The sequence below is a fragment of the Klebsiella grimontii genome (assembly GCF_900200035.1).
Classification (GTDB): domain Bacteria; phylum Pseudomonadota; class Gammaproteobacteria; order Enterobacterales; family Enterobacteriaceae; genus Klebsiella; species Klebsiella grimontii.
This window is the reverse complement of record NZ_FZTC01000021.1, coordinates 21556-35569: the sequence shown is the minus strand read 5'-3', so window position 1 is coordinate 35569 and position 14014 is coordinate 21556. Positions and strand designations below refer to the sequence as shown.

Here is a 14014-nt window from a genome sequence, read left to right as displayed (position 1 = left end):
GTGAGTGGGCAATCACGCAGACTTCAGCCACGGAGCGGTCAGTTCGTTCCACGCCGGGTTGTTCAGGGTCATATCCATATCGCGGGCGAAAATGGCGAAACCATCGTAGCCGTGGTACGGGCCGGAATAGTCCCACGAGTGCATCTGGCGGAACGGCACGCCCATTTTCTGGAAGATATATTTTTCCTTGATGCCGGAGCCGATAAGGTCGGGCTTCAGCGCCTTGACGAACGCTTCCAGCTCGTAGCTGCTGGCGTCATCGAACAGCAGCGTGCCCTCTTTCAGATCCGGCAGGGTGCGGTCGTAATCATCGTTATGGGCAAACTCGTAGCCGGCGGCGATGATCTCCATCCCGAGATCCTCATAGGCGCCAATAACGTGGCGCGGCCGCAGGCCGCCCATATAGAGCAGCACCTTACGCCCCTCCAGGCGCGGGCGATATTTGGCGATAATCGCCGCCATCTGCCCCTCATACCGGGCGATCACCGCTTCGGCGTTCGCGCGAATCGTATCGTCGAACTGGTCGGCGATTTTGCGCAGCGATTCGGCGATTTTGGTCGGCCCGAAGAAGTTGTACTCCATCCACGGAATCTGATGTTTCTCCTCCATATGGCGGGCGATATAGTTCATCGAACGGTAGCAGTGAACCAGGTTCAGCTTGACGAATGGGGTATTCTCCATCTCCACCAGCGTGCCGTCGCCGGACCACTGCGCGACTACCCGTAGCCCCATCTCTTCCAGCAGAATGCGCGAGGCCCAGGCGTCGCCGCCGATGTTGTAGTCGCCGATGATCGCCACATCGTAAGGGGTGGTTTCAAACGGCTGTCCTTCGCGATTGTTCAGGATCCAGTCGCGCACCACGTCGTTGGCGATATGGTGCCCCAGAGACTGCGACACGCCGCGAAAGCCTTCGCAGCGTACCGGGATCACCGGTTTATCCAGCGCCTTGCTGCTGGCGTTGGCCACCGCGCTGATATCATCACCGATCAGCCCCACCGGGCATTCCGACTGAATGGTGATCCCTTTGGTGAGCGGGAACAGCAGCTCCATCTCTTCAATCAGCTTGCTGAGCTTTTTATCGCCGCCGAAGACGATGTCGCGCTCCTGAAAATCAGAGGTGAAGTTCAGCGTGCCGAAGCTATCGACGCCGCTGACTCCGGTGTAATAGTTGCGTCGTCCGGCGCGGGAATACTGGCCGCAGCCGACCGGTCCGTGCGAAATGTGGGCCATATCCTTGATCGGCCCAAATACCACCCCTTTGGAACCGGCGTAGGCGCAGCCGCGTACGGTCATTACGCCGGGTTGTGATTTGCGGTTAGAGATAATGCACTTGCCGACGCTCTCCATTTCCGGATCGCTGACCATCATGTGCTTTCTGCGCTCTTTTCGCGCGGTTTCCGGGAACACCTCCAGGACTTCCTGGATCAGCGCCAGATTACGTTCGCCCGTTGCGTTGGTCATCATAATTGTCCTGTGCTCAGGCCGCGTTTTCTTCGGCGGCGGTTTTGCCAATGATGCTGGTGTCTTCCTCTTCCATGATGCCGAACTCCATCAGCAGCGATTCCAGCTCATCCATGGTGCAGGGCGTCGGCACCACTTTCATGGTGTTGTTGACGATCTTCTGCGCCAGGGTGCGGTATTCGTTGGCCTGTTTACAGGCGGGGTCGTACTCGATAACCGTCATGCGGCGGATCTCCGCGCGCTGCACGATGTTGTCGCGGGGCACAAAGTGGATCATCTGGGTACCGAGCTTTTCCGCCAGGGCAATAATCAGTTCGTCTTCACGGTCGGTCTGACGTGAGTTACAGATCAGGCCGCCGAGGCGCACCTTGCCGGATTTGGCGTATTTAACGATCCCTTTGGAGATATTGTTGGCCGCGTACATCGCCATCATTTCGCCGGAGCAGACGATGTAGATCTCCTGGGCTTTGTTTTCGCGGATCGGCATGGCGAAGCCGCCGCAGACCACGTCGCCGAGCACGTCATAGAACACGAAATCGAGATCGTCCTCGTAGGCGCCTTCTTCTTCAAGAAAGTTGATCGCCGTGATCACGCCGCGTCCCGCGCAGCCGACGCCTGGCTCCGGGCCGCCGGATTCCGCGCAGCGCACGTCGCCGTAGCCAATTTGCAGCACGTCTTCGAGTTCGAGGTCCTCGACCGAGCCGACTTCCGCGGCCATCTCCATAATGGTGTTCTGTGCTTTGGCGTGCAGGATCAGACGGGTGGAGTCCGCCTTCGGATCGCAGCCGACGATCATCACTTTCTTACCCATCTCCGCCAGCGCGGCGACGAGGTTCTGCGTGGTGGTGGATTTACCGATACCGCCTTTACCGTAAATAGCGCATTGACGCATGGTCATGGTGACTTCTCCTGTTGTTGAGTGTTTGCCAGCAGAGAAGTGCAGGGAACATACCAGCCGTGCCTGTTTATGTATTCTTATGATTTTTATGAAGTTAGTTATTTTTCGCCGCGCAGGACGTAAAACAAAACGGCACAATAAGGCGACCAAATGTGGGAAACAGAACAATTGCGCCTGCCGGGGCCATGGTGGCGCTTTGTCGCCTGTTCAACAGCTTGTCGCCCCCTGTGTCTTATTCCACGCAATCTCGTTGCGCGCTGCGCGGCGACTCTCTTCATAACGCGTTGAATTCGCGATAACTCTTCTGTCATCCGCGAGCTGGCACAGGCTGTGCTTGAGGCAACAACTGGGTTTGCCGCTTATTTGAGGCGGCGAAGATGCCTCTCACCTTCGAGGATTGAACAATGTCCGGAAAAATGAAAACAATGGATGGCAACGCCGCGGCGGCCTGGATCTCTTATGCCTTTACCGAGGTCGCGGCGATTTACCCCATAACCCCCTCCACGCCGATGGCGGAAAACGTCGACGAGTGGGCGGCGCAGGGGAAAAAGAACCTTTTTGGCCAGCCGGTGCGCTTAATGGAGATGCAGTCGGAGGCCGGCGCGGCAGGCGCGGTCCACGGCGCGCTGCAGGCCGGGGCGCTCACCACCACCTATACGGCCTCCCAGGGGCTGCTGCTGATGATCCCCAACATGTACAAAATCGCCGGTGAACTGCTGCCGGGCGTCTTTCACGTCAGCGCCCGGGCGCTGGCGACCAATTCGCTGAATATTTTTGGCGATCACCAGGATGTGATGGCGGTCCGCCAGACCGGCTGCGCGATGCTGGCGGAGAACAACGTGCAGCAGGTGATGGATTTGTCGGCGGTGGCGCATCTGGCGGCGATTAAGGGACGCATCCCGTTTGTTAACTTCTTCGACGGTTTTCGCACCTCGCACGAAATTCAAAAAATCGAGGTGTTGGAATATGAGCAGCTGGCGACGCTGCTGGACCGGCCCGCGCTCGACAGCTTCCGCCGTAACGCGCTGCATCCGGATCATCCGGTCATCCGCGGAACGGCGCAGAACCCGGATATCTACTTCCAGGAGCGGGAGGCGGGCAACCGTTTTTATCAGGCGCTGCCCGACATTGTCGAAAGCTATATGGCGCAAATCAGCGCGCTCACCGGCCGGGAGTACCATCTGTTTAACTATACCGGCGCGGCGGATGCCGAACGGGTGATTATCGCAATGGGATCGGTCTGCGATACCGTTCAGGAAGTGGTGGATACGCTGAACGCGGCGGGAGAGAAGGTCGGGCTGCTCAGCGTGCATCTGTTTCGTCCTTTTTCGCTGGCCCACTTCTTCGCCCAGCTGCCGAAAACCGTGCAGCGGATTGCCGTCCTTGACCGTACCAAAGAGCCCGGCGCTCAGGCTGAACCGCTGTGCCTGGATGTGAAAAACGCCTTCTACCACCACGACGATGCGCCGCTAATCGTCGGCGGCCGCTATGCGCTTGGCGGGAAGGATGTTCTGCCCAACGATATCGCGGCCGTCTTTGATAACCTCAATAAACCGCTGCCGATGGACGGGTTTACCCTCGGGATTGTCGATGATGTAACCTTTACTTCGTTGCCCCCGCGCCAGCAGACGCTGGCGGTCTCGCATGACGGCATCACCGCCTGTAAATTTTGGGGCATGGGCTCGGACGGCACCGTCGGGGCCAATAAAAGCGCGATCAAAATTATCGGCGATAAAACGCCGCTCTACGCGCAGGCCTACTTTTCCTATGACTCGAAAAAATCCGGCGGCATTACCGTTTCACATTTGCGCTTCGGCGACCGGCCGATCAATTCGCCCTACCTGATCCATCGGGCCGATTTTATCTCCTGTTCGCAGCAGTCCTACGTTGAGCGCTACGATCTGCTGGACGGATTAAAGCCGGGCGGGACCTTTTTACTCAACTGCAGCTGGTCCGATGCGGAGCTGGAGCAGCATCTGCCGGTCAGCTTCAAACGCTATCTGGCGCGGGAAAATATCCATTTTTATACCCTGAACGCCGTGGATATCGCCCGCGAGCTCGGGCTGGGCGGGCGCTTTAATATGCTGATGCAGGCGGCGTTCTTTAAGCTGGCGGCGATTATCGACCCGCAGACCGCGGCGGATTACCTCAAGCAGGCGGTTGAAAAAAGCTACGGCAGCAAAGGGGCGGCGGTGATTGAGATGAACCAGCGGGCGATCGAGCTGGGCATGGCCTCGCTGCATCAGGTGACGATTCCGGCGCACTGGGCGACGCTGGATGAACCCGCGGCGCAAGCATCAGCCATGATGCCGGATTTCATCCGCGATATTCTGCAGCCGATGAACCGCCAGTGCGGCGACCAGCTGCCGGTGAGCGCGTTTGTCGGTATGGAGGACGGGACGTTTCCTTCGGGCACCGCCGCGTGGGAGAAACGCGGGATCGCGCTGGAAGTGCCGGTCTGGCAGCCGGAGGGCTGCACGCAGTGTAACCAGTGCGCCTTTATCTGCCCGCATGCGGCGATCCGCCCGGCGCTGCTCAACGGCGAAGAGCATGACGCCGCGCCGGTTGGGCTGCTGAGCAAACCCGCGCAGGGAGCGAAGGAGTATCACTACCATCTGGCTATCTCGCCGCTGGATTGTTCCGGCTGCGGCAACTGCGTGGATATCTGTCCCGCGCGCGGCAAGGCGTTAAAAATGCAGTCTCTCGATAGCCAGCGTCAGATGGCGCCGGTCTGGGACTATGCGCTGGCGCTGACGCCGAAGAGCAATCCGTTTCGTAAGACGACGGTCAAAGGCAGCCAGTTTGAAACCCCGCTGCTGGAGTTTTCCGGCGCCTGCGCGGGATGCGGTGAAACGCCTTATGCCCGCCTGATAACCCAGCTGTTTGGCGACCGGATGTTGATCGCTAACGCCACCGGCTGCTCTTCTATCTGGGGAGCCAGCGCGCCGTCGATTCCCTATACCACCAACCACCGCGGCCACGGCCCGGCATGGGCGAACTCGCTGTTTGAGGATAATGCGGAGTTTGGCCTCGGCATGATGCTCGGCGGCCAGGCGGTGCGTCAACAAATCGCCGATGATATGACCGCCGCGCTGGCGCTAGCTGTCAGCGACGAACTTAGCGACGCAATGCGCCAGTGGCTGGCGAAGCAGGATGAAGGCGAGGGCACCCGCGAGCGCGCGGACCGGCTCAGCGAACGGCTGGCGGCGGAAAAAGAGGGCGTGCCGCTGCTGGAGCAGCTGTGGCAGAACCGCGACTATTTTGTTCGTCGTTCGCAGTGGATTTTCGGCGGCGACGGCTGGGCCTACGATATCGGCTTCGGCGGTCTCGATCACGTGCTGGCGAGCGGGGAAGACGTCAATATTCTGGTATTTGACACCGAGGTTTACTCCAATACCGGCGGCCAGTCGTCTAAATCGACCCCGGTGGCGGCCATCGCGAAGTTTGCCGCGCAGGGCAAACGCACGCGGAAAAAAGATCTCGGCATGATGGCGATGAGCTACGGCAATGTGTACGTGGCCCAGGTCGCGATGGGCGCTGATAAAGATCAGACCCTACGGGCGATCGCCGAGGCCGAAGCCTGGCCGGGACCGTCGCTGGTGATTGCCTACGCCGCCTGCATTAACCACGGGCTGAAAGCCGGCATGCGCTGCAGCCAGCGCGAGGCGAAACGGGCGGTTGAGGCGGGATACTGGCACCTGTGGCGCTATCATCCGCAGCGGGAAGCGGAAGGTAAGACGCCGTTTATGCTCGATTCCGAAGAGCCGGAGGAGAGCTTCCGCGACTTTTTGCTTGGCGAAGTGCGCTACGCCTCGCTGCACAAAACGACGCCGCATCTGGCGGATGCGCTCTTTAGCCGAACCGAGGAGGACGCGCGGGCCCGCTTTGCCCAGTATCGGCGGCTGGCCGGCGAGGAGTAGCGGGCCTTTAGTTCTCCTGCTGCATGACCTTAAGCAGCGTATCCAGCAGGCCGGGAAAGCGCGCGTCTAAATCTTCCCGGCGCAGCGAAATCAAGTTCTCCCGCCCCTGTGGGCGCTGCCAGATCACACCGCTGTCGCGCAGGACGCGCCAGTGGTGGGTCATGGTCGACTTCGCCACATCTTCGTGACGCAGGGCGTTACAGCTCTGCTCGCTTCCGTCGGCAAGGATGCGGATAATCTCAAGCCGTAGCGGGTTACCGAGGGCGAAAAGGACATTTTCGAGGCGAATTTGTTCACGTTCGGGGTGATTGGCGATCATACTATTCCTGTGTCGGCGGTTGCGCTGCCTTACGAGCAGCGGCCCGTATCGGCGGCTGGCCGGTAATATACCCAAACTGCTTTTCTAAAGCCACGCGCGTCGTCGCAGCTTCACCAATAGTAACGATAGCAAAAATAGTTCGAATATACTCGTACAGTTGTACTATGATAGATGCCGTTATATGAACGGCGGCCAATTCCGGCCGCCTGCTGACAGTCAAAATGACTAAGGACGCATCATGCCCCGACCCATCCCCCTCGAACGTTATCGCAACATCGGTATCTCCGCGCATATCGATGCCGGCAAAACCACCACCACCGAGCGCATCCTGTTTTATACCGGGATGAGTCACAAGCTGGGGGAAGTACACGATGGCGCGGCAACCACCGACTGGATGGCGCAGGAGCAGGAGCGCGGGATCACCATTACCTCCGCGGCGGTGAGCTGCTTCTGGCCCGGTATGGACCGCAGCTTCGAGCCGCACAGGATTAACATCATCGATACCCCAGGGCACGTGGATTTTACCATCGAAGTGGAACGCTCCATGCGCGTCCTGGACGGCGCGGTGATGGTTTACGACTCCGTCGGCGGCGTGCAGCCGCAGTCGGAAACGGTCTGGCGGCAGGCGAATAAATACCACGTCCCGCGGCTGGCCTTCGTCAACAAGATGGACCGTCCCGGCGCGGATTTTTTCCGCGTGGTGCAGATGATGACCGATCGCCTGAAGGCCAATCCGGTACCGATTGTGATCCCGGTTGGCGCCGAAGAGCACTTTACCGGGGTGGTGGATCTCATCAAAATGCGCGCCATTTTGTGGGACGACGCCACCCAGGGGATGACCTTCAGCTATGCGCCGGTGCCTGACGATCTCGTGGAAACCGCCCGACTGTGGCGGGAGAAAATGGTCTCGGCGGCGGCGGAAGCCAACGACGAACTGATGGATAAGTATCTCGAAACCGGCGAGTTGAGCGAGGCGGAAATCGTTGCCGGACTGCGCCAGCGTACGGTGAAGGGCGAAATCCAGGCGGTGCTGTGCGGCAGCGCGTTTAAAAACAAAGGCGTGCAGCGGATGCTCGATGCGGTGGTTGAGCTGATGCCGTCGCCGCTGGATATCCCGGCGATTCAGGGCGTGGATGAGAAAGGGCAACCTGCTGAACGTCACCCGAACGACGACGAACCGTTCTCGGCGCTGGCCTTCAAGCTGATGACCGACCCCTATGTCGGACAGCTGACCTTTATCCGCGTCTATTCCGGGACGTTGAAAAAAGGCGATGCGGTGTGGAATCCGGTGAAAGGCAAGAAAGAACGCATCGGACGCATCGTGCTGATGCAGGCCAACGATCGCCATGAGGTGGACGAACTGCACGCCGGGGATATTGCCGCCTGCGTCGGCCTGAAGGATGTCACTACCGGCGACACGCTGTGCGACCCGGATGCGGTGATTACCCTCGAACGGATGGAGTTTCCGGAGCCGGTGATTTCGCTGGCGATTGAACCGAAAACCAAAGCCGACCAGGAGAAAATGGGTATCGCCCTGCAGCGGCTGGCGGCGGAAGATCCGTCGTTTCGTCTGCATACTGACGAGGAGTCCGGCCAGACGATCATTTCCGGGATGGGCGAGCTGCATCTGGAGATTATCGTCGACCGCATGAAGCGCGAGTTTGGCGTTGAGGCGAATATCGGGCGTCCGCAGGTGACCTATCGCGAGACGATCCGCAAAACGGTCAAAGAGGTGGAAGGCAAGTTTGTCCGCCAGTCCGGCGGTAAAGGGCAGTACGGCCACGTGGTGCTGACCCTTGAACCGCTGGAGCCGGGGAGCGGTTTCGTGTTTGAAGACGCGACCAAAGGCGGCGTGGTGCCGCGCGAGTACATCCCTTCGGTGGAAAAAGGGCTGCGCGAAGCGATGGGCACTGGCGTGCTGGCGGGCTATCCGGTGGTGGATATCAAGGCGACACTGACGTTTGGTTCGTATCATGACGTCGACTCGTCGGAGATGGCTTTCCGCATGGCGGCGATATTTGGCTTCAAGGAAGGGGCGCGCAGGGCCGACCCGGTTATTCTTGAACCGGTGATGCACGTGGAAGTGGAGACCCCGGAAGAGTACGCCGGGAATATCATGGGCGATCTCTCTTCCCGTCGCGGAATGGTGCAGGGGATGGAGGAGCGGTTCGGCAGCCAGATTATCCGCGCCGACGTGCCGCTGGCCGAGATGTTTGGCTATTCCACCACGCTGCGTTCAATGTCCCAGGGCCGGGCGACCTACAGTATGGAGTTCCACCATTACGCGGAAGCCCCGCGCAACGTAGCAGAGGCGATTATCGCCAGCCGCGCTAAAGGCTAAGCAACGTTTCCCGGAGGCGATGCTGCGCATCTGTCCGGGCTACAAAACCTGCGGGCTTGTAGCCCGGACAGGCGCAACGCGCCGCCTCCGGGAATTTCTGCCAATCAAACAATATCCTGCGCGTACTGCCACAGCGCCTTCAGCTGCGCCAGCTTCTCTTTATCATCCGCATACTGCTGATACAGCATCTGCAGCTCATCGGCGTAGGCCTGCAAAAACTCAGGCGTAAATACCTGGCGACGGTGCTCTAACCAGCGCTGCTGCTCGGCTTCATCGAGCGTGCCGGGGTAGTTGCGCGCGCGATAGTTGAACAGCAGGCGCTCAATACGCTTATCGGCGAAGGTAATATCCAGCGCCGGCAGGTTGCGCGGCTCGGTTTCGAGCACGATTTTCATCGCCGCGCGGTCGGCATCGCTGAAAAAGCCGTTATACAGCTGCGCATCGACGTTATCGGAAGGCACAAACGGCTCCGCTTCGGCAAAAATCGCCACCACTTTCTCACGCACCTGCGGATTGGCCCGCAGCAGCTGAGCGTTATCCAGACAGCGCTGGATATTGATGCCCAGCCGGTCGGCATCCTGCGGACGCAGGGTGTTTTGCTGCGCCAGCACCGGGCATTTATTGAGGTGGACCAGCTTAATTGGCACCGCGGGCAGGTCGCCCAGCTCGCTTTTCGGCGTATACAGCCGCTCGCGCAGGGTGTCGGCATCCAGCTCCAGCAGGGGAGCGATATCTCCGGCCAGGTCGACCATAATCACCGCGTTACGGTTGTCCGGGTGCCACGCCAGCGGGGCCACTAGGCTGGTGTTACCGCGCGCCGCGCCGAACATGCCGGAAACATGCACCAGCGGCTTGATTTGCGGCACGTCGATCAGCGTCGCCAGCTTGCGCTTATTGCGGTGGGCGTAGAGATAGTCAAACAGGCGCGGCTGCTGGGTTTTCACCAGCTTTGCCATCGCGATGGTGGCGTAAACGTCGGCCATCGCGTCGTGGGCGTTGCTGTGCTCAATGCCGTTGGCGACGGTCAGATGCTCGAGGCGGAAGCTCGGTAAGCCCTCTTCGTTTTCCGGCCAGTTGATCCCTTCCGGGCGCAGCGCGTAGCAGGCGCGCATCACATCCAGCAGATCCCAACGGGAGTTGTCGTGCTGCCAGCTCCAGGCGTAAGGATCGTAAAAATTGCGATAAAAGATATTGCGCGTCACTTCGTCATCGAAGCGCACGTTGTTGTAGCCGACGATGCAGGTTTTTGGCACCGTGAACAGATCGTGAACGCGGCGGGCAAAGGCGGCTTCGCTGTCGCCCTTGGCGTTCGCCTCCTGCGGCGTGATCCCGGTAACCATAACCGCCTGCGGCTGCGGCAGATAGTCATCGGCGATCCTGCAGTAGAAGACTTCGGGTTCGCCGACGATATTGAGGTCTTCATCGGTGCGGATGGCGGCAAACTGCGACGGTCGGTCGAGCGAAGGACTGGTGCCGAAGGTCTCGTAATCGTGAAACAAAAATCCGGGCTGGTTGGCGCTATCTTGCATAATCTGTTCATTATCCCTGGTGGCGAGCAGCCATCATGGTAAACGATTTGCCGGGCCATCAGAAGGGTATCGCCTTTGCCCCTTGCCGGCGGTGTCATATTTTCTTGCAATTAAACCCTGATTTGAAACGAGAAGTTCCGTAAAAAGGACGGCGAATCTGTCAATTTAGAGGATATGCCGTTGAAAGGCCGTTTGTTTATTGCTGTATCTTTGCTCGCTGCGAGCGTTTCCTGCGCATTTGCCGCCAATGATTTTCCCGTCAACGTGACGCCTCCTTCTATTCAGGCCGGTTCCTGGGTGCTGATGGATTACACCACCGGCCAGATCCTGACCGCCGGTAACGAGCATCAGCAGCGCAATCCCGCCAGCCTGACCAAACTGATGACCGGCTACGTGGTCGATCGCGCCATCGACAGCCACCGCATCACCTTTGACGATATCGTCACCGTCGGTAAAGACGCCTGGGCGCAGGGTAACCCGGTCTTTAATGGCTCTTCGCTGATGTTCCTTAAGCCCGGCGATCGGGTCAGCGTACGCGACTTAAGCCGCGGGCTGATCGTTGACTCCGGCAACGATGCCTGCGTGGCGCTGGCGGACTACGTCGCCGGCGGCCAGCCGCAGTTCGTCGCGCTGATGAACAGCTACGTGGAAAAACTGCATTTGCAGGATACCCATTTTGAAACCGTCCACGGCCTGGACGCGCCGGGGCAGCACAGTTCGGCTTACGATCTCGCTGTGCTCTCGCGGGCGATTATTCACGGCGAGCCGGACGTCTACCATATGTACAGTCAGAAGAGCCTGACGTGGAACGGCATTACCCAGCAGAACCGCAACGGCCTGCTGTGGGATAAGACCATGAACGTCGATGGTCTGAAGACCGGCCACACTTCCGGCGCCGGCTTCAACCTGATTGCCTCCGCGGTGGACGGCCAGCGTCGGCTGATTGCGGTGGTGATGGGAGCCGACAGCCCGAAAGGGCGCGAACAGCAGGCGGCGAAGCTGCTGCACTGGGGCCAGCAAAACTTCGATACTGTCCAGGTCCTGCAGGATGGCAAGCAGGTCGGCGTTGAGCGAATCTGGTATGGCGATAAAGAGCAGATTAAGCTGGGGACCGATCAGGATTTCTGGCTAGCGCTGCCGAAGTCGGAAGTCGCGCGCATTAAGGCCAAATACGTGCTGGATAACAAAGTGCTGGAAGCGCCGATTGCCGCCCATCAGCGGGTGGGAGAAATCTCCCTTTACGATGGTGATAAAGTGGTGGCCCACTGGCCGCTGGTGACGCTGGAAAGCGTTGGCAAGGGCGGCATGCTGTCGCGCTTTAGCGATTATCTGCATCAAAAACTGTAACTGTCGCGCCGCTCCGCCCGGAGCGGCATCTCGTAGCTGTTTGATTATTATGCCGCTTCGGTTGGCGCTTCGTTTACTTTCACTCCATTACCTTACCCGGTCACCCTTCAGGAAAAAGCCTGGCGTTTGTGCGCCATAAATGGAGCTGGGAAGATGAAATACTTTGCGCGTAGTGCGCTTTCTCTGGGACTTTTCGCCGTTTTTAGCACCGCCAGTTTTGCCTCTGGCCTCGTTCTGGCCGATAACGAATTTCGCAATGATTTAGCCTGGTTATCCGACCGCGGAACCCTCGCGTTAAGCCTGTCGACCTGGCCTCTGAGCGAGGAGGAGATTAACCGCGCGTTGGCCAACGCGCATCCGACAACCTCCGCAGAGCGGGGGGTTCTGAGTCGTGTAAATCAGCGTTTAAGGGCGCTGAAAGCCGACGTGCGCGTTACCGGTTACAGTTCCACTGATAAGCCGGGAACCCCGCAGGGGTTTGCCCAGTCCTATCCCGCCGACCAGTCGCTTTCTCTCGCCCTGAACAACAGCGGCGAAGGGTGGGATCTGCATCTACAGGGCAATGTTGAAGGCGACAAGCGCATCAGCAACGGTTCGAGCGTGAACGCCAACGGCGCATACGGCGCGGTAAAGCTGTGGAATCAGTGGCTGGCGTTCGGGCAAATTCCGCAGTGGTGGGGGCCGGGCTACGAGGGCAGCCTGATTCGCTCCGATGCCGCGCGGCCGATGACCGGTTTTCTGCTGCAGCGCGCCGAACAGCGCGCGCCGGAAACCTCGTGGCTGAGCTGGATTGGCCCCTGGCAGTATCAGCTTTCCGCCAGTCAGATGAGCCAGTATGCCGCCGTACCGCATACCAAAATCTTCGGCGGCCGCCTGACGTTTTCACCGCTCACCTCGCTGGAGCTGGGTGCCTCGCGCATCATGCAGTGGGGCGGCGAAGGGCGACCTTCCTCATTCAGCAGCTTCTGGGACGGCCTGACCGGCAATGACAACACCGGCGAATCGGCCGACGATCCCGGCAACCAGCTGGCCGGTTTTGATTTTAAGCTGAAGCTGGCGCCCACACTCGGCTGGCCGGTTAGCATTTACGGCCAGATGATCGGCGAGGACGAAGCCGGATATTTACCCTCGGCGCATCTCTATCTTGGCGGCGTGGAAGGGCATCACCAGTGGAACAGCAATGCGGTTAACTGGTATCTGGAAGCCCACGATACCCGTTCGAACATGGGGCGCACCAACTACATCTATAACCACTTCATCTATAAAGACGGCTACTACCAGCAGGGCTATCCGCTGGGCGACGCGATGGGCGGCGATGGGCGTCTGTATGCCGGTAAGGTGGAGCTGGTAACCGAAGAGAATCAGCGCTGGAGTGCGCGTCTGGTCTACGCTGAGGTCAATCCGAAGAACCAGCGAATCAATAAAGCCTTCCCGCGCGCCGATACGCTGAAGGGCGTACAGCTGGGCTGGAGCGGCGATATCATGCCGACGGTACGCCTGAATACCTCCGTGTGGTACACCGACGCTAACCACAGTGCCAGCGACGATGTCGGGGCCAGCATCGGCGTTGAGCTGCCGTTCAGTTTATAACCGGATGGCGGTGGTTTTTTACTCTTCTTGCCGCGCGGATTTGTGAATTGCCGCACATACTATGGCTGATAGTACTGCTAATTTATGTGTATATATATACAGTATTTTATCAACGGTGGAGGCAGCATGGAATATAACGTTAAGTCCGTGGGCAAGAAGAAAATTGCCGGGTTTCATCTGGTCGGTCCCTGGGAGCAGACGGTTAAACAGGGGTTTGAACAGCTAATGATGTGGGTTGATAACAGCCAGGTTCCGGCGCAGGAGTGGGTGGCCGTTTACTACGACAATCCTGATGAGGTCCCGGCGGAAAAGCTGCGCTGCGCGACCGCCGTCACGGTGGCGGAGGACTACTCAATCCCCGCCAACAGCGAAGGCGTGATGATGACCGATATCGCCGGCGGAGAGTACGCGGTTGCCCGTGCCAGAGTCGAGAATTATGACTTTGCAACGCCGTGGTATCAGTTCTTCGAGAGTCTGATGCAAAGCAAAACGCACCAGATGGCGATGAAACCCTGCTTTGAAGTCTATCTTAACGATGGTAACCAGGACGGCTACTGGGATATTGATATGTATATCGCGGTCGAGCCTGTGGTGAAGTAAATCGAACAT

9 protein-coding genes are annotated in these 14014 nt (G+C 59.1%); 5 read left to right on the top strand and 4 right to left on the bottom strand.

Annotation, left to right across the window (positions count from 1 at the left end):
- Positions 1-12: 12 nt before the first annotated feature.
- Positions 13-1461 (bottom strand): nitrogenase molybdenum-iron protein alpha chain, encoded by a 1449-nt coding sequence (nifD, locus tag KOSB73_RS20490; protein ID WP_004138788.1) that lies wholly within the window; start codon positions 1459-1461, stop codon positions 13-15.
- Positions 1462-1477: 16 nt separating this feature from the next.
- The gene (gene nifH / locus KOSB73_RS20485) at positions 1478-2359 is read right to left on the bottom strand and encodes a nitrogenase iron protein (protein WP_004122384.1); all 882 of its coding nucleotides are present in this window, start codon (positions 2357-2359) and stop codon (positions 1478-1480) included.
- A 404-nt stretch (positions 2360-2763) separates the two neighbouring features.
- Here nifH and nifJ point away from each other — a divergent pair, with 404 nt between their 5' ends.
- Positions 2764-6279: a pyruvate:ferredoxin (flavodoxin) oxidoreductase gene (nifJ, locus tag KOSB73_RS20480; protein WP_049089502.1), complete on the top strand. Its 3516-nt coding sequence runs from the start codon at positions 2764-2766 to the stop codon at positions 6277-6279.
- A 7-nt stretch (positions 6280-6286) separates the two neighbouring features.
- Here nifJ and KOSB73_RS20475 read toward each other — a convergent pair whose 3' ends face one another.
- Positions 6287-6598, bottom strand: a complete 312-nt coding sequence (locus tag KOSB73_RS20475; RefSeq protein ID WP_004138790.1) for an ArsR/SmtB family transcription factor — start codon at positions 6596-6598, stop codon at positions 6287-6289.
- 238 nt (positions 6599-6836) lie between these two features.
- Here KOSB73_RS20475 and fusA point away from each other — a divergent pair, with 238 nt between their 5' ends.
- Positions 6837-8939 carry an elongation factor G gene (gene fusA / locus KOSB73_RS20465; RefSeq protein WP_004138791.1) on the top strand — a complete coding sequence of 701 codons (2103 nt, stop codon included), beginning with the start codon at positions 6837-6839 and terminating at the stop codon, positions 8937-8939.
- Positions 8940-9043: 104 nt separating this feature from the next.
- On the opposite strand, the gene sbcB is transcribed toward fusA, so the two are convergent.
- On the bottom strand, positions 9044-10468 hold the full coding sequence (sbcB, locus tag KOSB73_RS20460; protein WP_004138792.1) for an exodeoxyribonuclease I: 1425 nt from the start codon (positions 10466-10468) through the stop codon (positions 9044-9046).
- Between the two features lie 180 nt (positions 10469-10648).
- Here sbcB and dacD point away from each other — a divergent pair, with 180 nt between their 5' ends.
- From dacD to sbmC, 3 genes are all read left to right on the top strand, one after another.
- Positions 10649-11815, top strand: coding sequence for a serine-type D-Ala-D-Ala carboxypeptidase DacD (gene dacD / locus KOSB73_RS20455; RefSeq protein ID WP_004138794.1), 1167 nt, complete (start codon positions 10649-10651; stop codon positions 11813-11815).
- 153 nt (positions 11816-11968) lie between these two features.
- Positions 11969-13405 carry a capsule assembly Wzi family protein gene (locus tag KOSB73_RS20450; protein WP_098140900.1) on the top strand — a complete coding sequence of 479 codons (1437 nt, stop codon included), beginning with the start codon at positions 11969-11971 and terminating at the stop codon, positions 13403-13405.
- A gap of 126 nt (positions 13406-13531) precedes the next feature.
- Positions 13532-14005 (top strand): DNA gyrase inhibitor SbmC, encoded by a 474-nt coding sequence (sbmC, locus tag KOSB73_RS20445; protein WP_024359997.1) that lies wholly within the window; start codon positions 13532-13534, stop codon positions 14003-14005.
- Positions 14006-14014 lie beyond the last annotated feature (9 nt).

Coding starts and splice junctions, on each gene's coding strand:
- nifD (WP_004138788.1), bottom strand. CDS start 1,461: ATGACCAACGCAACGGGCGAACGTAATCTGGCGCTGATCCAGGAAGTC.
- nifH (WP_004122384.1), bottom strand. CDS start 2,359: ATGACCATGCGTCAATGCGCTATTTACGGTAAAGGCGGTATCGGTAAA.
- nifJ (WP_049089502.1), top strand. CDS start 2,764: ATGTCCGGAAAAATGAAAACAATGGATGGCAACGCCGCGGCGGCCTGG.
- KOSB73_RS20475 (WP_004138790.1), bottom strand. CDS start 6,598: ATGATCGCCAATCACCCCGAACGTGAACAAATTCGCCTCGAAAATGTC.
- fusA (WP_004138791.1), top strand. CDS start 6,837: ATGCCCCGACCCATCCCCCTCGAACGTTATCGCAACATCGGTATCTCC.
- sbcB (WP_004138792.1), bottom strand. CDS start 10,468: ATGCAAGATAGCGCCAACCAGCCCGGATTTTTGTTTCACGATTACGAG.
- KOSB73_RS20450 (WP_098140900.1), top strand. CDS start 11,969: ATGAAATACTTTGCGCGTAGTGCGCTTTCTCTGGGACTTTTCGCCGTT.
- sbmC (WP_024359997.1), top strand. CDS start 13,532: ATGGAATATAACGTTAAGTCCGTGGGCAAGAAGAAAATTGCCGGGTTT.